This window comes from Vibrio sp. BS-M-Sm-2, from assembly GCF_041504345.1.
Classification (GTDB): domain Bacteria; phylum Pseudomonadota; class Gammaproteobacteria; order Enterobacterales; family Vibrionaceae; genus Vibrio; species Vibrio satsumensis.
In genome coordinates, this window is the sequence record NZ_CP167895.1 from 257378 (window position 1) to 279861 (window position 22484).

20 protein-coding genes are annotated in these 22484 nt (G+C 46.1%); 15 read left to right on the forward strand and 5 right to left on the reverse strand.

All coding sequences use genetic code 11. The features are described from left to right. Positions 1 to 64: 64 nt before the first annotated feature. Both AB8613_RS17310 and AB8613_RS17315 read right to left on the reverse strand, forming a co-directional pair. Positions 65 to 472 (reverse strand): hypothetical protein, encoded by a 408-nt coding sequence (locus AB8613_RS17310; protein WP_065206759.1) that lies wholly within the window; start codon positions 470 to 472, stop codon positions 65 to 67. A 193-nt stretch (positions 473 to 665) separates the two neighbouring features. Beyond that, entirely contained in the window at positions 666 to 1997 is a 1332-nt protein-coding gene (locus AB8613_RS17315) for a ferric reductase-like transmembrane domain-containing protein (protein ID WP_285954747.1), read from the reverse strand. A 178-nt stretch (positions 1998 to 2175) separates the two neighbouring features. Between AB8613_RS17315 and AB8613_RS17320 the strand changes: the two genes are divergently transcribed. The 3 genes from AB8613_RS17320 to AB8613_RS17330 all read left to right on the forward strand — a co-directional run bounded on the left by AB8613_RS17320 (position 2176) and on the right by AB8613_RS17330 (position 4173). Then, complete coding sequence (locus AB8613_RS17320; RefSeq protein ID WP_372385350.1) at positions 2176 to 2877, forward strand: flavin reductase family protein; 702 nt, start codon at positions 2176 to 2178, stop codon at positions 2875 to 2877. A 90-nt stretch (positions 2878 to 2967) separates the two neighbouring features. Further along, on the forward strand, positions 2968 to 3759 hold the full coding sequence (locus AB8613_RS17325; protein WP_372385351.1) for a CLCA_X family protein: 792 nt from the start codon (positions 2968 to 2970) through the stop codon (positions 3757 to 3759). A gap of 90 nt (positions 3760 to 3849) precedes the next feature. Further along, positions 3850 to 4173, forward strand: coding sequence for a DUF4144 domain-containing protein (locus AB8613_RS17330; protein ID WP_372385352.1), 324 nt, complete (start codon positions 3850 to 3852; stop codon positions 4171 to 4173). Between the two features lie 106 nt (positions 4174 to 4279). On the opposite strand, the gene AB8613_RS17335 is transcribed toward AB8613_RS17330, so the two are convergent. Both AB8613_RS17335 and AB8613_RS17340 read right to left on the reverse strand, forming a co-directional pair. After that, on the reverse strand, positions 4280 to 5128 hold the full coding sequence (locus tag AB8613_RS17335) for a MurR/RpiR family transcriptional regulator (RefSeq protein ID WP_372385353.1): 849 nt from the start codon (positions 5126 to 5128) through the stop codon (positions 4280 to 4282). A gap of 94 nt (positions 5129 to 5222) precedes the next feature. Beyond that, positions 5223 to 6830, reverse strand: a complete 1608-nt coding sequence (locus AB8613_RS17340; protein ID WP_146490289.1) for a PTS transporter subunit EIIC — start codon at positions 6828 to 6830, stop codon at positions 5223 to 5225. Between the two features lie 227 nt (positions 6831 to 7057). Between AB8613_RS17340 and AB8613_RS17345 the strand changes: the two genes are divergently transcribed. Next, a complete protein-coding gene (locus AB8613_RS17345) occupies positions 7058 to 7753 on the forward strand; it encodes an N-acetylmannosamine-6-phosphate 2-epimerase (RefSeq protein ID WP_146490288.1) in 696 nt (231 codons plus the stop codon). A 15-nt stretch (positions 7754 to 7768) separates the two neighbouring features. Next, positions 7769 to 8905 (forward strand): N-acetylglucosamine-6-phosphate deacetylase, encoded by a 1137-nt coding sequence (nagA, locus tag AB8613_RS17350; RefSeq protein ID WP_146490287.1) that lies wholly within the window; start codon positions 7769 to 7771, stop codon positions 8903 to 8905. 210 nt (positions 8906 to 9115) lie between these two features. Here nagA and AB8613_RS17355 read toward each other — a convergent pair whose 3' ends face one another. Further along, on the reverse strand, positions 9116 to 10444 hold the full coding sequence (locus AB8613_RS17355) for an anaerobic C4-dicarboxylate transporter (RefSeq protein ID WP_004732879.1): 1329 nt from the start codon (positions 10442 to 10444) through the stop codon (positions 9116 to 9118). A 411-nt stretch (positions 10445 to 10855) separates the two neighbouring features. On the opposite strand from AB8613_RS17355, the gene AB8613_RS17360 reads away from it, so the two are divergent. From AB8613_RS17360 to AB8613_RS17405, 10 genes are all read left to right on the forward strand, one after another. Next, positions 10856 to 11515, forward strand: coding sequence for an HAD family phosphatase (locus AB8613_RS17360; RefSeq protein ID WP_061021371.1), 660 nt, complete (start codon positions 10856 to 10858; stop codon positions 11513 to 11515). 185 nt (positions 11516 to 11700) lie between these two features. Continuing rightward, complete coding sequence (locus AB8613_RS17365) at positions 11701 to 12327, forward strand: HD domain-containing protein (RefSeq protein ID WP_372385354.1); 627 nt, start codon at positions 11701 to 11703, stop codon at positions 12325 to 12327. A gap of 42 nt (positions 12328 to 12369) precedes the next feature. Continuing rightward, positions 12370 to 12867 (forward strand): N-acetyltransferase, encoded by a 498-nt coding sequence (locus tag AB8613_RS17370; RefSeq protein ID WP_333911923.1) that lies wholly within the window; start codon positions 12370 to 12372, stop codon positions 12865 to 12867. Between the two features lie 83 nt (positions 12868 to 12950). After that, positions 12951 to 13637, forward strand: coding sequence for a DNA-3-methyladenine glycosylase I (locus AB8613_RS17375; protein WP_146490284.1), 687 nt, complete (start codon positions 12951 to 12953; stop codon positions 13635 to 13637). A gap of 194 nt (positions 13638 to 13831) precedes the next feature. Further along, positions 13832 to 14566: a GntR family transcriptional regulator gene (locus tag AB8613_RS17380; protein WP_146490283.1), complete on the forward strand. Its 735-nt coding sequence runs from the start codon at positions 13832 to 13834 to the stop codon at positions 14564 to 14566. Between the two features lie 468 nt (positions 14567 to 15034). Next, a complete protein-coding gene (gene xdhA, locus AB8613_RS17385) occupies positions 15035 to 16480 on the forward strand; it encodes a xanthine dehydrogenase small subunit (RefSeq protein WP_372385356.1) in 1446 nt (481 codons plus the stop codon). After that, positions 16473 to 18863 (forward strand): xanthine dehydrogenase molybdopterin binding subunit, encoded by a 2391-nt coding sequence (gene xdhB / locus AB8613_RS17390; RefSeq protein WP_372385357.1) that lies wholly within the window; start codon positions 16473 to 16475, stop codon positions 18861 to 18863. Before xdhA ends, xdhB begins: the two co-directional genes overlap by 8 nt. Before the next feature lie 72 nt (positions 18864 to 18935). Next, complete coding sequence (gene xdhC / locus AB8613_RS17395) at positions 18936 to 19817, forward strand: xanthine dehydrogenase accessory protein XdhC (protein WP_372385358.1); 882 nt, start codon at positions 18936 to 18938, stop codon at positions 19815 to 19817. 59 nt (positions 19818 to 19876) lie between these two features. Further along, entirely contained in the window at positions 19877 to 21211 is a 1335-nt protein-coding gene (gene guaD, locus AB8613_RS17400; RefSeq protein ID WP_108161089.1) for a guanine deaminase, read from the forward strand. Positions 21212 to 21498: 287 nt separating this feature from the next. Further along, positions 21499 to 22380: an AEC family transporter gene (locus AB8613_RS17405; RefSeq protein ID WP_004732869.1), complete on the forward strand. Its 882-nt coding sequence runs from the start codon at positions 21499 to 21501 to the stop codon at positions 22378 to 22380. The last annotated feature ends 104 nt before the right edge of the window (positions 22381 to 22484 follow it).

A 22484-nucleotide genomic window follows, 5' to 3' on the forward strand; every position in this document is an offset into this window, starting at 1 on the left:
ATTTATCATTTATCATTTATCATTTATCATTTATCACTTCAAAAAGCATAAGGCATTGCGGAAATCACTTCTTCTTGTTCTGCTCAACCAGCTTTTCATTCCACGCTACGTTACCGTCCCGCTTGCTAACATCATATTCAGAACAAAACTGCGATATGGTCATGTTGTTGTCGCCAGTTGCTAGCTTTAGCGCTAACTGAACTTGCTGAAGCTTGCTTTGCAGACGAAGGTTTTGGCCTGCCTTCGGGCTTTTTTCTTTGGCGAACTTTAAGGCGGCATGTTTACGCTCGGCAGCGCCAGCTCGGCGATCGGCTTCTGATAATAGATATTTTAGCTGCGCGACACTTTTCCCTTTTTTGAAAGCAGGTTCAAGCAGTTCGACACACTCATCAAATGATGGATTTATAACATATGGATCAATTCTATGCGCTTGTTGACGCATCCACTCTAGCGCGAGCTTTTCATCTGACATTTTGCAATCTTTACCAATAAAACAGCCGTACATGGTATCGCTCAATAGCAAACCGCTGCAATAAAAAATTGAGTAACTTTTGCCTTTTTAATTAGAGCTTGTAGTTAAGTATCAATAACGCCAAATCAGACAGCTCCCCCAACACCGCAACGAAGAGCCAAACTTGACGCTATTGATACCTCATTCGGTCTTTTTAACGCATCACAAACAGCTCTTCGTGATAATTCTGGTCAACATTGAACTTGCACGCATCGAGTTCTTTTTTAAGCGATGTTGAGAACAGCTCTGGCCCGCAGAAATACAGTTCATAATCGTTTAAATCACCACACTGATGAGCAATGCGTTCAGCGTTTAATCGAGGTGAATGCAAGGTGTCTATCACGTTCAAATTCACTCCAACTTGATGTGCAAGGTGCCATAACTCATCCACTAAATGCTCATCGACACCACGAGTACAATAGAACAGCTCGATGTGAGAGTGAGTCTTCTCTGTTTTGAGCGCTTCAAGCGTTGCAAAAAATGACGCTATCCCGACACCACCCGCAATCCAAATTTGTGGCTTACTTAAGTCAAACTCAAGTCGACCATAAGGCCCTTCCACCGTAACCGCATCGCCCGCATTTACTCGTTCATAAAGACCATTAGTAAAGTCACCCAACTCTTTAATCAAGAAGCGCAGTTCTGAATCTTCGCTGCCCGAAACAATGGTAAACGGGTGCGGGTCTTCATTGCCGAAGCGCAAGTACGCAAACTGCCCTGCTTTGTGTCCTCGCCAAGATGTATCGGGCTTTAGCACCAACTCCATCACTTCGGCTTGTGGAAAATATCGAGTGGAAGAAACAGCAGCAGAGTGACGATTACGACGCCCTACAAAACCAAACAAACTGTAAATCGCCGCGATAGACCCAACCAAAGCAAAAGTCACAGTTAGGTAATAAATAGGCTGGCCCCAATAGGCATGTTTGAGCAGTAATACCGAGTGAAACGCGATCAACAGATACGCGACAGACATCAAGCGATGTGACAATTTAAACGGTTTGTATTTCACTGCCGCCCACAACGACGCCACCAGTAAAACAAGCAATAGATAGAAACCCCACTCGCCAATATTTTCAGCGAAACCGTGTAGCCCATTGACCCACGCTTCCCAACCAGACAAAGTTCTTGCCGGGCCGGAACCATCATGGCGAACAGGCTTAGCCAACACTCCAGACATCACTAGCCACTTAGGGATCTGGTACCACAACCAGTGTGTCACACCCAGAGCTACGCCACCGATACCCAACCATTTGTGGACTCGATACGCTTTATCCATGCCGTTGAGCCAATTCTCAACCATAGGCAAACGCATCGCCAAGATCATGGTGATGGACATTAACATCAGAGACAAAATACCCGAGTACTGAATCATGGCGGAGCGCCATTCAAATACGTTGCTTGAAGCGAAGAGTTGCGGTTCCATCGCAAACCAAAAGGCTGACATTATGGCAATCATTGCCCAGAGGATATTGCGGACTGTTTTCATTTTTTAACACTCATAAAGACGACATCATTACTTTAGCTTGCGTGATGTAAAGCGACGTCAACATACGTAAATCTATGCAAAGGCACACGCTCAGCTGATCGTTAGAGGGGGCTTCCGCGTAAATATAATTTGGTTAGTAAACAAATCGTCGAAAACAAAAATGAGAAGAAGAGAAGATATGAAGGACATGACCCTTTCAAGACAAGATATACAAACGATGGATCAGCGAGAGCGCGCTCGCTTAATTAACTCCTTATCGGGGTTCAAGAGCGCAAACCTGATTGGTACGTGTGATAAACAAGGGCTAGAAAATCTTGCTGTGGTGAGCTCTGTGGTTCATCTAGGGTCAAACCCACCTTTGTTTGGCTTCATAGTTCGGCCAGCAGAGAGCCGTCGCCACACCTTGGACAACATTCTCGAAACCAAACACTTCACCATCAACAGCATTGGCGCTGACTTTGTTCAAAAAGCGCATCAAACCTCGGCTCGTTATCCAAAGTCGGCATCCGAATTCAAAGCCGTTGGGCTCACCCCTTATTATGACGACATGTTTCCCGCGCCGTTTGTATTAGAAAGTGCACTCAAGATAGGGCTGGTTTTGAAAGAACAGATATCAATAGAGAGTAATCAAACCCAGATGCTGATTGGAGAGGTTATTACGATTCAAGCACCCAAGCGTGCCGTGATGCCGGATGGCTACCTTGATTTAGAAGCGCTAGATTTAGTCACGATTTCAGGGCTCGATAGCTACCACGTCACGCAAAGGCTTCACCGATTGAGTTACGCCAAGCCAAATAAGTCTCTGTTTCCGCTGACCCACGAAGGTACCCCAACCTCATGGGAGGCTTTCGAACACAACCTAACTCATTTTGTTCGGTAATTTAGTCACAAAGGTGTTAACTTTCTAAGCTTAACCTAATGCGCACACAACAGTTCTAAACTGCATCTACCACCATTTCCAAGGACTCTTTTGAAGTTAACCCACTTTAAATACAAGACTCGCAAAGGCCCAGACTATCGCCATGGTGATCAGGTGTCTTTCATGGACATCAAGCAGACCTTTGGTATGGGCAGTATTCGCGTGGGTGCTTGGGTAACCAAAGAAGAGAAAGAGCTGGCTGCGAATCTGATATTCGACTCGCTTGCAGACTTGGCTTACATCTTGGCTCTGCCGCCAGAAGCCATTGGCCTGCGCGGCACATTAGGCTTAGCGTTTGGCAGTGGTGGCAGAAAAGGCGTGCAAGCACACTACGCACCGAACCAACGAGAATTAGCCCTTGCCAAGAACGCTGGTGCTGGTGCACTCGCCCACGAGTTTTGGCATGCGTTTGACCACTATATTGCCGAAAAAGCGTTTGAGATTGGTGACACCTCAGGTCCTCGAAAACACATCTTGTTCGCTAGCAACTGTTGGTTACACGATAGAAAGGTGCGACCTCACCCATTAAACGAGAGTTTGATGTCTCTGTTCGATGCCACACTACTCAGTGACAACAACCTGGATAAGCACGACTACGTTGCGCGCAGTGTTATTGCCGACAAAGCGACATCTGCTCGTTATTTCTCGTTACCAACAGAGATGATGGCGCGCGCTTTTGAATCTGCGATTGAATCCTGCTCAGATATCGAAAACAGTTACCTAGTTGATGGCACAACCAAACCAGATATGTTCCCTCTGTACCCCGACCTCGCTCATAGAGAGGAAATCTACAATGCGATGCAAGGCTATTTTGCACCATTAGGGCGGTCTTTAAGTAAGTAACGTTTTGAACAGTCAGGACAATAGGTGATCCAAGGTTCAAAACTGTTTATAGTCGACACAAACTTCAACACACATGATTTAGAGGCAGTAATGATCAGTTGGCCATCTTTAGTAAAACTCGACGGTGATGATGAACTTATTTACGTCGCATCCGAAAAAGAATTTCAGGCAGAATGCTCAGATATGATCTTGGGCGAAGATGATTACCTCATCGATTCTGAAGGCGACAGCTACTCACTTGAATCAAGATCAAATCAACTGTCTCTAGCTAAACGAGCTGAGCAGTATTCAGTTGAAAACGTGACCAAACTGATTCGAAATCACGAGTTCCAGAAAGCAGAAGTATGCCTGATGAAGATCCACTTCCTGACTGTCGAAGAAGCAATTCAGTCTTTGGCTTTTGAGCCACGTTAAGATTGGTCGCTGATACAAATCAGGCTCGTTAAACAGTGGATACAAAAACAGCGCCGAATAAGCGCTGTTTTTCAAAATCAAATCGAGTATCCAATAAATTCAGTACTCAAACCATAAACGCCATGGTTACTTCAGCGGTGTCTTTTACCGATTCTGCGTACTCTTCGTACTCAGCCACCAACTGATTAATCAAGACGTCGACCAAAAGCAATGCACTTACTTTTGATGCGAATGCACCGCCAGTTAAAGGGCCTTCTGGTCTAGCGGCAACCAACACTTCATCAGAAGTCACTGATAATGGGCTATGGCGAATGTTAGTTAAGCTCACAACTGGAGACTGTTGGCTCTTCGCTCTTGTCACGGCATACACCACATCTTTCGTTGAACCCGAGCTTGAAATCGCAAACCACAGATCACTTGTTTTCGACTTAACGGCACGCATCGCTGCAATATGAGTGTCTTCAAACATGGTCGAGCATTTACCTATTCGAGTTAAGCGAAAAGATAAGTAACGACCAACAATGCTCGATGCCCCAACACCGACACAATGAATATTGTCGGCTTCATGAATCATCTGACAAATACGATCAATCTGCTTTCTATCTATCAGTGTACTGGTGTCTTGCAGGCTGGTAATCGCACTTTGGGTCGCGCTGTCAATTCGATCTGCATTCTCATTAAGGGGTTCATTTGCTTTCTGTGATCGCGGCTGGCTTAGCTCAATTGCCAATCCCATTCGAAAGTCAGAGTAACCTTTAAAGCCCAAGTCTCGACACAAGCGAATCACGGTCGCTTCACTTGTCGTAGTATCTCTTGCTAACTCTGTAATGGTTAGGTATTGAGCGCTATCAGCGTTAGATACAATAAAATCAGCCACTTTCTTTAATTTAGGGCTGTAACCTTCCATGCCATAGCGAAGGCGAGAGAGTAAATTGACTTGAGATTGTGCGTTCATAGTGCTCTTGATTCCATAACTAACGCAGTGAGTATAACGTAATTTCCAAACAACAAGAACCTAGCGATTGCTAGGCTCTTATCTCAATTAATTGTTATAACTGATATTTTTCGATTATCTGATTCTTATAGGTTTCAGCCTGAGTTCCGTAAATCAACTGAATACCATTGCCGGAGCGAATCACTCCTTTGGCATCCAACGATTTCCAAACCTCATCACTGGCAGGTAACTCACTGTCTTTCACAGTAATTCGCAGGCGAGTGATACAAGCGTCAATCGAAGCAATGTTCTCTTTACCACCTAAATTCGTCACGATGTCATCAATCAGCCCACCTTCTTTACCGCTATAGTCTTTACGTGTGTAAAGTTTGCTCTCAGCATCGTTACGGCCCGGTGTTGAATAATTGAACTTGCGAATCATAAAGCTGAACACAAAGTAGTAAATCACAGAGTAAATCGGGCCAAGGATCAGAATCCATTGATACGATGTCTTCGCTGTTCCTTGTAACAGACCAAAGAAGGTAAAGTCGATGATACCGCGAGAGAAAGTAATGCCAACCGCGACGTCCAGCATGTGCATCAACATGTAAGCGATGCCTTCTAGCACTGCGTGTACCGCGTACAATGCTGGTGCAACAAACAAGAAAGTAAACTCTAGTGGCTCAGTAATACCTGTCAGGAACGACGTTAACGCAGCTGAGAACAAGATACCTTTTACTTTGGCTTTATTCTTATCGTCTGCACAGCGGTACATAGCTAAAGCTGCGGCAGGCAGGCCAAACATCATTGGTAAGAAGCCACCGGTCATTGTGCGTGTTGCTTCAGAGCTAAAATGTACCGTCGCTGGATCAGCGAGCTGAGCAAAGAAAATCTTTTGGCCACCAGCGACCATTTCACCGGCAACTTCTTGTACGCCACCTAATTCGGTATACCAGAACAATGGGTAAATCGCATGATGGAGACCAAATACGTTCAATAGACGCATCAATGAACCGTAGAAGAAAGTACCGATGTACCCCATTGCAGAGAAGGCTTCACCTGCAAAAACGATAGATTTAAAAATTGGTGGCCAGATGAATGGGAACACAAATGCTAACGGAATAAAGAACACCATTGTCATGACGGGTACTAAGCGGTTTCCGCTAAAGAACGCCAAATAATCAGGTAGTGTCACGTTTGAGAAACGGTTAGTGATAAACGCCGATAGTAGGCCACACGTAATACCGCCAAAAACACCTGTTTGTAGGGTAAATATGCCAAGCTCTTTGGTATACAGAGAGGCTAAACCCACCGCTTCATCCGCATTGGCGCCAGCCGCAATAAGCCCCTCAATACTGGTAGTCTCTGGTGAGAATCCCTGGAAACCAAGTACTGCACCAATCACTGTGTGAAATAATAAGAAGCCAAGTACTGCGGAGAGTGCCGCTGTTTCTTTATTATTATTCGCCATACCAATCGCAACGCCAACTGCAAATAGCAATGGTAGGTTTACAAACACGAATAGACCCGCTTGGAAACAGAGTACCAAAAACTGATTGGCAAGCGTTCCTGGAGCTAAGAAGGTCAGATTATAAGTTTCAATGAGTGGCCCACTCGTAAATGCCCCACCAACCCCAAGTAAAATACCCGCCATTGGCAAAACAGCAATGGGCAACATAAATGCCCGACCGATCTTTTGTAGTACAGAAAAGATACCGTTCATGTACCCTCCAAACCCTTTGATTTATTAAAATTGTATTTAAACCGCTATGCAGCTCCCCTTAATCGAGTCAATTATCAACACAATAAAAATTTTCTTCAAACACCATGAAGAAAATATGTGATCGGTATAAAAAATATAATCTTCACTGTGGATGAAGATTATTTTCAGTAGTATAACTGCCTCATAAATAAGTTCTGAAGAATAAAGATCATATTAAGAGGCGAGTAATGAAGAACTGGGATATCACTAAAATAGCCAAAACACTGGCCGACACTATTGTCGTTTCTATCCAACCAGTTGAAGGAAGTCCACTCGACACCACTGAGTTTGTTGTTGCTATGGCAAAGGCCGCAGAAATGGCAGGTGCACCAGCGTTAAGAATAGAAAGTGCTGAACGCGTTGCTGCTGTGGCGAAAGCCGTATCCATCCCTATCATTGGCATCGTAAAGAGAGATTTACCTGACAGCCCGGTGCGTATCACACCCTTTGTTGATGATGTGAAAGCACTAGAAGCAGCCGGTGCAGCGATTATTGCTTTCGATGCGACCGATCGAGTTAGACCGGAAACCCGCCAAGTCATTGCGCAAGCTATTGTTCAATCTTGTTGTATTGGTATGGCCGATTGTGCCGAGTTTGCAGACGGCTTCTGGGCGCATTCCCAAGGCATTGAATTGATCGGTTCTACGCTTTCTGGCTACACTGGTGAAACAACTCCAGAAGAGCCAGACTTTGAACTGGTTACCAAGTTTGCTCAAGCAGGCTATCTCACTATGGCAGAAGGAAGATTCAACTCTCCAGAACTATGCAAACAAGCAATCCAAGCCGGTGCGCTTTCAGTGACTGTTGGCTCCGCACTAACGCGTCTAGAAGTTGCAACATCGTGGTACCTCGACGCAGCCGCTAGTGCAAAAATAGCGAAATAAGAAAAGGATAGCATCATGTTGAAAGCCATTACCGCACGCACATTATTTGACGGTGAACGCTATCTAGAGCAACACGCTTTAGTGTTTGATCACACCGGGATCCTCGAAATAACCCCAATCGACAAACTCGATTCAAGTGTCGATTTGATTAGTTACGGTGACGCTATCATTACCCCAGGCTTTATCGATATTCAAGTCAACGGCGGTGGTGGCATGATGCTCAATGATGCTCAATCCGTTCCCACGATTGAAACCATCATAAAAGCACACCGCAAAGGCGGCACTGCGTATCTATTACCTACCCTAGTGAGCGAAAAGCCATCCGCTATGACAGCGGCGCTAAACGCAATTGAGCAAGGGATAGAGAAAAAAGTTGATGGTTTGCTAGGCATTCACTTAGAAGGTCCATGGTTAAATCCTGTAAAAAAGGGGGCTCACGATGAAAATAACTTCTACAGCCCGAGCATTGAACAGTTGGACGCTTTTCCGTGGCTAACGCAAGGCATTAACTTCATCACTTTAGCGCCTGAGCAAGTGGACTCAGCATCCATCAAATGGCTATCAGATAAGGGTTGCATCATTGCAGCAGGACATACCAACCTTACCGAGCTAGATCTGATTGGTAAGCGTAAGAACATCCATGGTTTTACCCATCTATATAACGCGATGTCATCACAAACTGGTCGTGAACTTGGCGCAGTCGGTATCGCACTAAGTGATGATGATTGTTGGGCATCTTACATTGCTGATGGTATTCACGTTCACCCACAAAACTTGTTAATGGCTATCAAACTCAAGCCCAAAAATAAAATGGTGCTGGTTACCGATGCAATGGCATCAGTAGGAAACCCTGATGAAAGCTTCATTCTTGATGGCCAAAAGATTCGAGTCAAAGATGGTAAGTTAGTTAACGAAGCAGGCAACCTCGCAGGCGCGCATATCACCATGGCTCAGTCCGTAAAAAACCTTATTGATTGGGGCGTTAGCCCAGAACACGCTTACCAAATGGCTAGCACTAACCCAGCCCATGCGATGAATCTTGAAAATGAGCTAGGCTACCTAAAAGTAGGATACCGAGCATCTGCAACAATTCTTGATAAAAACGGCGAACCAAATTCCGTTCTAGTCGATGGGAATTTATACTCCTGCTAAAAACCCAACCTAAACTCCTGAAGGTCACTCACCCCCCTATTGAGTGGCCTTTTTTAATGTCCTCTCAGATCATCGATACTTCAAAACTCAGTTAACCCACCTGTTCTTTAAGAGTCATAAATATCAAAACGACTGACGACACCTCCTTAATCACAACTAAAAACAGCGCCAATTCAGGCGCTGTTTTTAGTTTCTTACTTAGCTAATACATTAAGCGATAAAAATCTGTGCCAGTGCGTAGCCTAAGCAACATGCGCCGACCACACCGATCAAACCAACCGACATGAATGAGTGGTTGAAGTACCACTTACCAATCTTGGTGGTGCCTGACACATCGAAGTTCACTGTTGCGATATCTGATGGGTAGTTCGGGATGAAGAAGTAACCGTACACTGCTGGCATCAAGCCGATAAGCAAGGCTGGGTCTAAACCTAGACCGAGGCCAACAGGTAACATCATACGTGCAGTAGCCGCTTGAGAATTCACTACAACCGATACGATGAATAGCGCTAGTGCAAACGTCCATGGGTAGTTGGTCACCATTTCCACGATGCCAGATTTAAACTGAGGCATTGCGTATTGGAAGTAAGTATCTGACATCCAAGCGATACCGAAGATAGCAATCGCTGCCACCATACCTGATTTGAATACCACACCATTTGGTACATCACGCGGGTCGGTTTTGGTTGCCAGCAAGATGATACCGCCGAAGCAGAGCATCATCATTTGGATGATCACCGACATCTTGATTGGCTTGTCGCCGTCTACGATTGTTCTGATCTCTGGCACCATCGCCACGATAACAATCACCACAATCGACAATAGGAAAATCAATACCGCATTACGAGCCGAAGTTGGCAGTACTTCATCCAAAGAAGTCGCAGTAGTGCTCTCGATGCGTTTTTTCCACTCAGGATCTTTTAGACGCGCTTGGTATTCAGGATCGTCGTTCAGTTCTTTACCGCGTTTCAAGCTATACAAAGAAAGCAAAAGTGTGCCGAACAGCGTTGCAGGCACCGTCACCATAAGAATAGAAAGCAGAGTAATCGAGTGTTGGATATCTGAAAGTTGAGCGAGGTAATAGACCACAGCAGCAGAAATTGGAGATGCCGTAATTGCTAGCTGAGACGCCACCGATGCAGCCGCCATTGGGCGTTCAGGACGGATGCCATTTTTCAATGCCACATCACCGATGATCGGCATGATGGAGTAAACCGCGTGGCCAGTACCCAATAAGAAAGTCATCGAGTAAGTCACGAACGGTGCTATCAAGGTGACGCGTTTCGGGTTCTTTCTCAGTACCCTTTCCGCGACTTGCAGCATGTATTTCAAGCCACCAGCCGCTTCGAGGATCGAAGCACAGGTTACCACGGCGAGGATAATCAGCATTACGGTGACAGGTGGAGACGTTGGTGGCATCTTGAAGACAAACACCTCGATAACCAAGCCAATACCAGAAACAACCCCTAAACCAATACCACCATATCGAGAACCGATATAGAGAACGACAAGTAAAAATAGAAACTCAAAATACAACATAAGCAACCCTGCTAAAAATGTGGACTAATTCTATTTTGTCCGTAAGTTCCACCATTTACTTTTTGCTTGGTCACACTATGATTGCAGGCTTCCGCGAATTGTTTTTTATAAGATTATGGTCACGCTAACACGCCTGTAAGTTTATGAAATGTAATAAGAAGCCAGACGCACAAGCTAGATTTGTTATGTGGAATAGTCATAATTGTTTCTGTTAGATCTGGATGGCCTATAAAATATCAGGCTCATAACTGAACGATATTATTTCAACCACAATCAATCACATTTGAAGTCATTCAGAAGCATATTGCCGAGCCGATTGGATATATTCTTACTGAACGTTGACTCGCCTATCACTAGACACTATGTCAAAATACTCGCCCTCACCACGACAACACAGAAAGAACCACGGATATGAATTTCCAAGCTGCTATTTTTGATATGGATGGACTGTTGCTCGACACCGAGCGACTTTGTATGCAGGTTTTTGAAGAAGCATGTCACGCGCAAGGTGTTCCGTTTTTGCAGGATGTTTACCTAGGCATCATTGGCTGTAACGCAAAAACCATCGAACAGATCTTTAGAAATGGCTACGGCGAAGGGTTAGATTACCCAGCATTGAACAATGAATGGCGCACTCGCTACAGTGCGATTGTTAAGCACCAGGCTATCCCAGTTAAAGATGGCGTGATTGAACTTCTTGAATGGCTGAAATCAAACGACATTCCAATCGCGGTTGCGACCTCAACTCAGCTTGATATCGCTAAAAAGAAGCTTGAGCTGGCTGGCCTAGATTCTTACTTCACCTCACTAAGCACAGGCTGTGAAGTGACCAACGGTAAACCTCACCCAGAGATCTACCTGCTAGCGGCAGAACGCCTAGGTGTTGCCCCTGAAACCTGCCTAGCGTTTGAAGACTCAAACAACGGTATTCGCGCATCAATGGCAGCCAACATGATCAGCTTCCAGATCCCTGATTTGGTTGAGCCTTGCGAAGAAGTAAAAGCGCTTGGTCACACGATCAGCCCTTCTCTGCATCATGTGTTAGCGCAGCTTCAACAAGCTGCAGCTTAGGCTCTTATTACCGTTGATAACGCTTTAATCAACACAGAATAACCTTTCTATTAAGCCGACTCACAGAGTCGGTTTTTTTGTGGGTATTCCTTTTATAAAAGATAAAAACTCGCGCTTGAAACTGTTAAAGTCGATATGAAACGACACTGATCGATAAGCAATATTGATAATGGAGAAAGGGACGCGTGATAGAAAAATTTGAAAGCCAACTGCTTGATTTTGCAAAACAAGAAATGACACAAGATGCCGCGCACGACATCAGCCATATTAAGCGCGTAGTCAAAACTGCCAAGGCTTTATGTACTCAAGAACAAGCTAAGCTTGAAGTCGTGGTGCCCGCCGCTTACCTTCATGATTGCTTCACCTTTCCCAAGAACCACCCAGACCGCGCTCAAAGCTCACAAATGGCAGCAGACAAAGCCATCTCTTATCTCAAATCTATCGAATATCCTGCGTCCTATCTTGATGAGATCCATCATGCCATTGTCACTCACAGTTACAGTGCCAACATCACACCAGAGACCTTGGAAGCACAGATTGTTCAAGATGCTGATCGCCTAGATTCTCTCGGTGCGATTGGCATTGCTCGCTGCCTATACGTTGGTCAAAGCTTTAACGCTGAACTCTATAACCACGAAGACCCGTTCGCCAAGCAGCGTGACTTGGATGATAAGCATTACAGCGTCGACCATTTCTACGTAAAACTGTTCAAGCTGGCTGAAACCATGAATACAGAATCCGCCAAATTAGAAGCCAACAAGCGCACCGACTACATGCGCGGTTTTCTGGAACAGTTGGGCGCAGAAGTTTAACGGCTTATAAAAAGAGACAAGCGATAAAGAAGAGAGAAGGATATGGAAATAAACCGCTTTAAAGCATCCGACGCTGAAGAGATCATCACTTGGTTTACATCCTTAGAAGACTACGTTCTATGGGGAGGGAGAACATTTGGTTGGCCGTTAAAAGCCGCCTCTATCATCGAACGTTCTCAAGAGCCCCATGTCGAGCTTTACACATTCTCCACATCTAGCACTAACTCGAATGCTAATGACTTGCTCGGTTTTATGGAGTTTCAACGTATGTCAGACAGTGAACTTCGTTTCTGCCGAGTTGCGATTCACCCAAACCAACGAGGCAAAGGGCTTGGGCAATCAATGATAGAAAGTGCATTAGACGCCGCGAAACAAATCCCTGATGTCACCACCATCAGCTTGGCGGTATTTCAGCAGAATATCGGAGCAAAACGTTGCTACGACAAAGCCGGCTTTCAGGTGGTCGACAAAGAGCCGAGCGTCAAAGAGTTCAATGGCAAAACGTGGCCCTTGTATCAGATGGAATTAAAGCTCTGCTAGTTCGTTTTAATTACTAGATTTGACCCCATATCATTAAGCATTGGCTACATACTCAAGATACACAGATGTAATTTGGAACCTTCATGACCCAAGAAAAATTCGATACTATTTACCAACGTGCAGCTCACCGCAAAGGCGGAGCGGCCGAACTCGAAAAAATTGTTCGTGCGCCCCTTTCACAAGCCGAGCTATCACAAATCACCGACGATCGTTGGCTCGCTGCCTTTACCGAAAAGGTATTCCAGTGTGGTATTTCATGGAATGTGGTGAGAAAGAAGTGGCCGCAATTTGAAGAAGTGTTCTTTGAATTCAATATCGAAAAAATGCTGATGCTGCCGAACGAGATGTGGGAACAAAAAGCACAAGACCCGCGTATTATTCGTCACCTCACTAAGGTGATGACCATCCCAGCTAACGCCACCATGATCCACAATGCCAAGCGTGAAGCCGATTCATTTTCGCAAATGGTTGCCGAGTGGCCATCAGAGCGCATCACCGAGCTTTGGGATTACCTGAAAAAGCACGGCAAGCGTTTAGGCGGTAACACGGGCGCCTACACCTTACGTCAAATGGGCAAAGACACCTTTATCTTGTCTTCTGACGTTGAAGCGCACCTGCGTAGTACAGATGTTATCGATAGCGGTCGTAACACCAAGCGAGCACAACTGGCGGCAGGTAAAGCCTTCAACGAATGGCAACAACAATCAGGCCGTAGCCTGAGCGAAATAAGCCAGATCGTTGCGTATAGCTGCGGTGATAATCGCGTCTAGTTTTAGGGCGAATGACTTAAAGCTCTAGATTGCACACAGTTCACTGCAAACTAAATGTTATAAGTCATTAACAAATAAGCGTGCATCGCACTTTCATCCGGTGGCATTGTATAGATAAATGTATACAATATAGAGTAACTCTCATGAATTATTCTCGACTTACCCAACTCGACTAAACAAGGGCCCTTATCTCTATGACAGCTCTCAAAAATTCTGTCTCCAAAGGTGTAAAAACGAAAGTAACAGGCCAGACTCAAGACGATGTTGTTTACTGCCATATCTTCGACGCGATATTAGAACAAAGGCTGCCACCAGCCACCAAATTAAGCGAAGAAGCGCTAGCAGAAATCTTTAGCGTTAGCCGCACCATCATCCGTCGTGCCTTGCTACGTCTATCTTTAGAACAAGTTGTGGTGATCCGTCCAAACCGAGGGGCAATGATTGCTGCGCCAACGGTAGACGAAGCCAAACAGATATTTAAAGCGCGTGAAGTGATGGAAATCGCTATCACCGAACTAGCAGTGAAAAACGCGACCAAAGCTCAAATCGAAGAATGTAGAAAATTAGTAGCGAAAGAGAATTGCGCCTTTGACCAAGGCGATTACGGTTCTGGCTTACGACTGTCTGGTGAGTTCCACATCAAACTGGCTGAAATGGCAGAAAACGCACCACTTCTTGCCTTCCAGCGCAGTTTAGTGTCACAAACTTCACTGCTGATCGCTCAATACGAAACAGGTAATCATTCAAACTGTTCTTTAGATGAGCACTCAGGGTTACTTGATGCGATTGAATCAGGCAATGAAGAGCAAGCGGTAGAGTTGATGCAAGAACACTTAAGCCACATCCGTTCAAAGCTCAATTTAGACAGCAGCACAGCTTCTAGCGACCTACACGTGGTGTTCTCTGATCTGCTCAAGAGCAAATCATAGCCGTAGCAACGATATAGCGATGCTAAGAACATTACCGCACAAACATTAGCAACCACCTGTTAACAAATAGAGAGAAGTGAGCGCCTGTGCTCACTTCTCTTTTTTATGCCCCACCTTCTCTAACTCGGTACAAAAATCGATACCACTTATCCTTAAAGCCCCATCAAAACAGGCCTAAACCGTTAACTTTGCCTCAATAATGCATTTCCCGCCTACCCCACAAACCCTGCCGTCATTTTGTATACATCACTATCAATTCATTCACACCATCAAACTGATTGATACTTCGGACAACCCTTTATAAAACAACTAAATATAGTCGATAATTTATTGTATACAATTTCAATTAACGCCTCTTTGTTGCATTTTTGTAAATAAATAGTTGACCACGGGGTCAGGATGGATAATTATTGACCTAGAAGTCAAAAAGAATACACATGGAAATATGTCGATATACAAGGAGGTCTCTTGATTACTTTTTTGCTCAATCAGGAAATAAGACGTGAAGACAATCTGTCACCTAACATGACAGTGCTCAACTACCTTCGTACCAAGATCAATAAGACAGGTACAAAAGAGGGATGCGGTTCAGGCGACTGCGGCGCATGTACGGTCGTTCTAGGTGAAGTAGTTGATGGGCAACTGCAATACCGTTCGGTGAATTCTTGCCTAACGTTTGTATCAGCGCTGCATGGTAAGCAACTGATCACGGTAGAAGATTTGCAAAACAAAGACCGCTCTCTGCACCCAGTGCAAAAAGCAGTGGTTGATTTTCACGGTTCACAGTGTGGTTACTGCACTCCGGGCTTCATCATGTCGATGTTTGCGCTAGGTAAGAACAAACCCGATGCGAGCAAAGAAGACGTCATGGAATCACTGGCGGGTAACCTATGTCGCTGTACTGGCTACCGCCCAATTGTTGATGCTGCGATGTCGCTTTCAACAGACCAACCTTTGATAGACCAATTTGCTGAACTTGAACGCAACACCATCAAGAAATTAGAAAGCATTCAAGACACCGAGGCCAACTTACGCCTTGGTCACCTCACCGCTTTTTCCCCGAAAAGTACCGATGAGCTGGCCAAGCTTTTTCAAGCCCACCCGAACGCTAAGCTGGTTGCTGGCGGTACGGATTTAGCTCTGGAAGTGACGCAATTCCATCGCGAGATTGAAACACTGATAAGCGTAAACCTTGTTGAAGACATGAAGGTATGTAAAGAGACCGACACCGATTTAATCATTGGCGCTAACCTGCCGATCAGTGATTCTTACGCGCTACTGAAAAAACACTACCCAGATTTTGGTGAACTGTTGCATCGCTTTGCTTCACTGCAAGTGCGTAACCAAGGCACCATCGGCGGTAACGTGGCGAATGCCTCGCCTATCGGTGACACTCCTCCTCTGCTGATTGCCCTGAACGCGAAGATCAAACTTCGTTGTGGTGATGAGTCACGTACCATGCCGATCGAAGATTACTTCATTAGCTACAAGGTGACGGCTCAAAAAGAAAGTGAATTCATTGAACAGATCATCATTCCTAAACCAACTAACGACAGTTTCCGAGCTTATAAACTGTCTAAACGTTTAGACGATGACATCTCTGCGGTATGTGGTGCGTTTGATATTCAAATCGAAGACGGCAAGGTTTCTTACGCTCGTATCGCCTTTGGCGGTATGGCTGCAACACCTAAGCGCGCGGCGCGTTGTGAAAATACGTTATTAGGCAAACCGTGGACAGACGCTAATATTAAGTTAGCGATGCAGGAACTGTATAACGACTTTGAACCGCTCTCTGATTTCCGTGCAAGCCAAGAGTACCGTTCATTGTCGGCGGCCAACATGCTGCGTCGCTACTTCATTGAACAACAAAACAAAAACAACCAAATCGAAACAAGGGTAACGTCTTATGTCTAAATCACACGAGCATGCGATGACCCACGAAGAGATGGTTACCATTGCAAAACAAGACCTAAAAACTGGCGTAGGTAAAAGCGTTAAACACGACAGTGCAGCCAAGCAAGTCACGGGCGAAGCGGTGTACATTGATGACCGCCTAGAGTTCCCAAATCAGCTGCACGTTTACGCACGCCTGAGCACTCAAGCACACGCCAACATCACTAAAATAGACCTGTCACCGTGTTACGAATTCGAAGGTGTGGCGATTGCCATTCAAGCCAAAGACGTACCGGGCGAACTGGATATCGGTGCAATTCTTCCGGGTGACCCACTGCTTGCTGATGGCAAAGTGGAATACTACGGTCAACCTGTGATTGCCGTGGCAGCTAACGATTTAGAAACCGCACGTAAAGCCGCACACGCTGCGATCATTGAATACGAAGAGCTACCCGCCATCCTTGATGTCAAAGAAGCGCTAGAGAAAGAACACTTCGTCACAGAGAGCCACACTCAACAGCGTGGTGACTCTAAAGCAGCATTAGCAAAAGCGAAACACGTGATCTCTGGTGATCTAGAGATCGGCGGCCAAGAACACTTCTACCTAGAAACTCAAATCAGTAGCGTGATGCCAACCGAAGATGGCGGCATGATCGTGTATACCTCGACCCAAAACCCGACCGAAGTACAAAAACTGGTTGCGGAAGTGATTGGTGTACCGATGCACAAAGTCGTGATTGATATGCGTCGTATGGGTGGTGGCTTCGGTGGTAAAGAGACTCAAGCGGCCTCTCCAGCTTGTATGGCAGCGGTTATCGCGAGCCTAACCGGTCGACCAACAAAAATGCGTTTGCTGCGTAGTGAAGACATGCAGCAAACAGGTAAACGCCACCCGTTCTACAACCAATATACCGTCGGTTTTGACGACAATGGTGTGATTCAAGGTGCTGATATTACCGTTGCAGGTAACTGTGGCTACTCACCTGACTTATCAAGCTCTATCGTCGACCGCGCGATGTTCCACTCAGACAACGCCTATTATCTAGGTGATGCAACTGTGGTCGGTCACCGATGCAAAACCAACACAGCATCGAATACCGCGTATCGTGGCTTTGGTGGTCCGCAAGGCATGATGACCATCGAACACATCATGGACGAGATTGCGCGTTACCTGAAAAAAGATCCCTTGGAAGTACGTAAGGCAAACTACTACGGCGAAGAAGGCCGTAACGTGACCCACTACTACCAAACCGTTGAAGACAACTTTTTACCTGAGATAACCGAACAGCTTGAGCGCAGCAGTGACTACCACGCACGTCGTAAAGAAATTGCCGAGTTCAACAAGCAAAGCCCTATCTTGAAGAAAGGCCTAGCGATCACACCAGTGAAATTCGGTATCTCGTTTACTGCGACTTTCTTGAACCAAGCAGGTGCGCTCATCCATATCTACACCGATGGCAGTATTCATTTGAATCACGGTGGTACGGAAATGGGGCAAGGCTTGAACATCAAAGTGGCACAAATCGTTGCACAGGAGTTCCAAGTCGATGTCGAACGTATCCAGATCACCGCTACAAACACAGACAAAGTTCCGAACACATCACCAACCGCAGCCTCATCGGGCGCCGACCTCAACGGTAAGGCCGCGCAAAACGCCGCAATAACCATTAAGCAGCGCTTGATCGACTTTGCTTCTTCACACTTCAAAGTGTGGCCTGAAGAAGTCATATTCAAGAACGGTATGGTGCAGATCCGCGATGAGATCATGACCTTCAACTCATTTGTTGAACTGGCTTGGTTTAATCAAATTTCGCTGTCGAGCACAGGCTTCTACCGCACGCCGAAGATCTTCTACGATCACGAAAAAGCACGCGGTCGCCCGTTCTACTACTACGCATACGGCGCATCTTGTTCAGAGGTTATCGTTGATACCCTAACGGGCGAAAACAAGATCCTGCGCGTCGATATTTTGCATGACGTGGGCGCTTCACTGAACCCTGCGATTGATATCGGCCAAGTCGAAGGTGGCTTTGTGCAAGGTGTCGGTTGGTTAACGACGGAAGAGTTGGTTTGGAACCAGCAAGGCCGCTTGATGACCAATGGTCCTGCGAGTTACAAGATCCCGGCGATTGCTGATATGCCAATTGATTTCAGAACGCATCTTTTAGAAAACCGTAACAACCCAGAAGACACCGTCTTCAACTCGAAAGCCGTGGGTGAACCGCCTTTCATGTTGGGTATGTCAGTATGGAGCGCACTGAAAGACGCAATCAGCTATGTCGCCGTCGATGGCGCGATTCCTAAGCTCAACACACCTGCAACGCCAGAACGTATTCTGATGGCAATACAGGAAGTCACTGAAACCGCTCCGACCTCGGTCGATGCTCAATCAGAAACGGCTTAAGGCTCGGTTTATATAGACCGCTTAGGGCGCAATAAATAGCTTAGGAAGCATAGAAGGGATTTAGGAGGACATATGTTTAAGGATAATTGGATTCACGAACTGGCAAAACTGGAAGAGAACTACGAGCCATGTGTGATGGTGACAGTGCTTGAAGACAGAGGCTCAGTACCACGTGATGCGGGTACCAAGATGCTTGTCACTCGTGACCGAATCATCGCTACGATTGGTGGTGGTCACCTTGAACATGTGGCCACTAAAATGGCTCGCGAGATGCTGATTGCCAGCGAAAAATCACTCAAAGTGGAACGCTTCAACCTAGGTGCTCGCTTAGGCCAGTGTTGTGGCGGAATGGCAACGCTAAGCTTTGAGCCGATTGGCACTCAACAGAACCACCTTGTGCTGTTCGGCGCAGGTCATGTTGCCAAAGCGCTGCTGCACATTGTCGCAACCCTACCCTTCCGTGTGACCTGGATTGATGAGCGTGAAGAAGTATTTCCTGAAACGCTACCACACGGTGTGAAAAAGCTTGTCTCAGACGATCCAGTCGGTGAAGTGAAACACATGCCACCGAACAGCTACTACCTAGTGATGACGCACAACCACCAGCTCGATTTCGATTTAACCAAAGCGATTATCGACCGTGAAGACAGCCGTTACTTCGGCATGATTGGCTCGCTTACTAAGCGCAAGAAGTTCGACTTCCGCTTAGAGCAACGCGGCTATAGCCAAGAACAAATTGAAACTATGCTTTGCCCGATTGGCATTAGTGCGGTGAATGGCAAACATCCTGCCGAAATTGCGGTGTCGGTTGCTGGTGAACTGATCGCACACTATCAAGGCCAAACACTTGAACAAAAGCGCCCAACCAAACAATATCGAAATCAGGATTTGACCGATCAACACAGTCAACCAAGCGACGTAGGCGAACCACCATTGGAAGAGAAGATCGCCTAACACAAGTCGCAAAGCTTCAGTGGCCATAACGTCGCTGAAGTCATTAAAAGGAAGTAAACATGACAACGCAACGCAAAGCTTATCGCGCCAGCATTTTACACAGCGTCGCCGACCCAAAAGATGTCGGTATCGATGAGTCTTACGACTATTTTGAAGACGGTGTTTTAGTGGTTGAGAACGGCCATGTCGTCGACTTAGGCCATGCCGATGAGGTATTGGCTCGCCAACCTAAAACACTCGAAGTAAAAGAATACAAAGACAAGCTGATTACCTCTGGCTTTATTGATACGCACATCCACTACCCTCAAACAGGGATGATCGCGTCTTACGGTGAGCAGCTACTTGATTGGTTAGAGAACTACACCTTCCCAGAAGAAAAACGCTTCAAAAACCCAGTTTATGCACACAAAGTCGCGAAGCTATTCCTAGACGAATTAGCAAGCAACGGTACCACCACTGCACTCGTGTTCGGTACCGTGCACAAAGAGTCGGTTAACGTGTTCTTTGAAGAAGCTGAGAAACGCAACCTACGCATGATCGCAGGTAAGGTATTGATGGATCGCAATGCGCCTGATTACCTCACCGACACACCGGAATCTGGCTATGCTGACTCCAAGGAACTGATTGAGAAATGGCATAACCGCGGCCGACTACTTTATGCTGTGACGCCTCGTTTTGCGCCAACCAGCACACCAGAGCAACTTGCTACTGTCGGTAAACTGCTAGAAGAATATCCAGACGTGTACATGCACACGCACCTTTCAGAAAATGAGAAAGAGATCGAGTGGGTGAAGTCGCTGTTCCCTGAACGCGACAGTTACCTAGATGTCTATGACCATTACGGACTACTTCACAAGCGTTCGGTATTTGCTCATGGTATTCACCTTTCTGATTGTGAATGTAAACGCCTTGCCGATACTGAATCTGCCATCGCCTTCTGCCCAACTTCTAACCTTTTCTTAGGCTCGGGGTTGTTCCGATTACCAGAGATGGAAGATCACGGTATTCGTGTCGGCGTGGGTACTGATGTAGGCGCAGGCACCAGCTTCTCAATCCTGCAAACAATGAGTGAAGCGTACAAGATCATGCAGTTACAGCATAAGAAGCTGCACCCAGCTAAATCGCTGTTCTTGGCAACACTAGGCGGCGCACGTTCGCTGCATTTAGAAGACAAGATTGGTAACTTGGAAGTCGGCAAAGAAGCGGATTTCGTAGTGTTGGATCTACACGCAACTCAGCTGATGCGCTTTAGAATGGAACAAACAACCAAGCTTGAAGAGAAGTTGTTTGTGCTAATGAGTTTGGGTGACGACAGAACCGTTAGCGAGACTTACATCTACGGCGAAAAGGCCTACGATGTGAACTTCAAAGATTACAAAAAGCTCGTTAGTTAGGCTTAAAACCGAGTAACAATCGCTAGACAGCGGCAGCCGTCGTTAATTAAAAATCCGTCCAGATTTATCTAGCCTTTAAAGACCAGTTGCTGATGCCACTGGTCTTTTTTGTGCTTCATTCAAAGAAATATAAATTAACCGCTCACAGACAACGATCTTCGGTGACGCCAAGTCATTATATTGATAGGTTAATGTTTATACATCCCGATTTCATACTTCACTTTAGCGTCTCTCTCGAACATTCGTTTCTCAGCTAAATGGAAGCACTACATCTAGAAAGGAATTCTATGTTCGAACAGGTCGTCAGCATTCTGTTTCCCGTTTTTGCTTTAGCCAGTGCTGGCTTTGCGGTAGGTCGTTGGCTCAAGCCCGATTTCAAACCGATCAATCGGATCAACATGGATGTGTGTATTCCTGCGCTAGTGTTTGCCTCGCTGACCACCATGCCCCTCGACACCGAGCAATTGCCACTCATCACCGCCTCTTTGGTCGCGGTGTTGGTGCCTGCTTTATTGATGATACCAATCTGTAAGATCTTTAAGCTCAACTTCAAAGCTTGGGCTCCGCCACACATGTTCCGCAACAGTGGCAACCTTGCGATTCCTCTATTCACGTATACCTTTGGCGAAAGCGCGTTAGCCCCTGCGGTACTGCTGTTTGTGGTATCGGCTTGCGTGCACATTAGTGTTGGCTTGGCGCTGTTGAGTGAAGGTAATCCGATCAAGCAGATCCTCAAGATGCCGATATTCTTAGCCGCAGCATTAGCGATGACGCTCAACCTGTCTGGCATTGCAGTATGGAATCCAATCTACGAAGCAACATCGCTACTCGGCCAAGCAGCCGTGCCCATCATGCTGTTGTCGTTGGGTTCGCAAATGGTCAACTTGAAGCTCAGCGGACTCAAAGTTGGCTTGCTGTGTACGGCTCAATCGCTGTTTACTGGTGCCATCGCCTTCGCCATCATCTACTTCTTTATCCCGCTGCCAACGCTGCACCTACAAATGATGGTGCTGTTCACCATGCTGCCACCTGCCGTGATGAACTACCTGTTTGCAGAACGCTTCAATGTCGAGCCACCCAAGGTCGCGTCTATGGTGTTGTTCGGCAACTTCCTGAGCGTGGTCACCTTGCCGATCTTGTTGTCATTCGCGCTGTCTATGTCATCTTAAAGAACCGCGAACCTTCAGGTTTACGACCTTTAAAACTTAGCCAATCAATAAAAAGGGAGCGCAACTTAGCAAAGTTGACGCTCCCTTTTCAGACTATATTTTCT

Coding starts and splice junctions, on each gene's coding strand:
- AB8613_RS17310 (WP_065206759.1), bottom strand. CDS start 472: ATGTCAGATGAAAAGCTCGCGCTAGAGTGGATGCGTCAACAAGCGCAT.
- AB8613_RS17315 (WP_285954747.1), bottom strand. CDS start 1,997: ATGAAAACAGTCCGCAATATCCTCTGGGCAATGATTGCCATAATGTCA.
- AB8613_RS17320 (WP_372385350.1), top strand. CDS start 2,176: ATGAAGGACATGACCCTTTCAAGACAAGATATACAAACGATGGATCAG.
- AB8613_RS17330 (WP_372385352.1), top strand. CDS start 3,850: ATGATCAGTTGGCCATCTTTAGTAAAACTCGACGGTGATGATGAACTT.
- AB8613_RS17335 (WP_372385353.1), bottom strand. CDS start 5,128: ATGAACGCACAATCTCAAGTCAATTTACTCTCTCGCCTTCGCTATGGC.
- AB8613_RS17340 (WP_146490289.1), bottom strand. CDS start 6,830: ATGAACGGTATCTTTTCTGTACTACAAAAGATCGGTCGGGCATTTATG.
- AB8613_RS17345 (WP_146490288.1), top strand. CDS start 7,058: ATGAAGAACTGGGATATCACTAAAATAGCCAAAACACTGGCCGACACT.
- nagA (WP_146490287.1), top strand. CDS start 7,769: ATGTTGAAAGCCATTACCGCACGCACATTATTTGACGGTGAACGCTAT.
- AB8613_RS17355 (WP_004732879.1), bottom strand. CDS start 10,444: ATGTTGTATTTTGAGTTTCTATTTTTACTTGTCGTTCTCTATATCGGT.
- AB8613_RS17360 (WP_061021371.1), top strand. CDS start 10,856: ATGAATTTCCAAGCTGCTATTTTTGATATGGATGGACTGTTGCTCGAC.
- AB8613_RS17370 (WP_333911923.1), top strand. CDS start 12,370: ATGGAAATAAACCGCTTTAAAGCATCCGACGCTGAAGAGATCATCACT.
- AB8613_RS17375 (WP_146490284.1), top strand. CDS start 12,951: ATGACCCAAGAAAAATTCGATACTATTTACCAACGTGCAGCTCACCGC.
- AB8613_RS17380 (WP_146490283.1), top strand. CDS start 13,832: ATGACAGCTCTCAAAAATTCTGTCTCCAAAGGTGTAAAAACGAAAGTA.
- xdhB (WP_372385357.1), top strand. CDS start 16,473: ATGTCTAAATCACACGAGCATGCGATGACCCACGAAGAGATGGTTACC.
- xdhC (WP_372385358.1), top strand. CDS start 18,936: ATGTTTAAGGATAATTGGATTCACGAACTGGCAAAACTGGAAGAGAAC.
- guaD (WP_108161089.1), top strand. CDS start 19,877: ATGACAACGCAACGCAAAGCTTATCGCGCCAGCATTTTACACAGCGTC.
- AB8613_RS17405 (WP_004732869.1), top strand. CDS start 21,499: ATGTTCGAACAGGTCGTCAGCATTCTGTTTCCCGTTTTTGCTTTAGCC.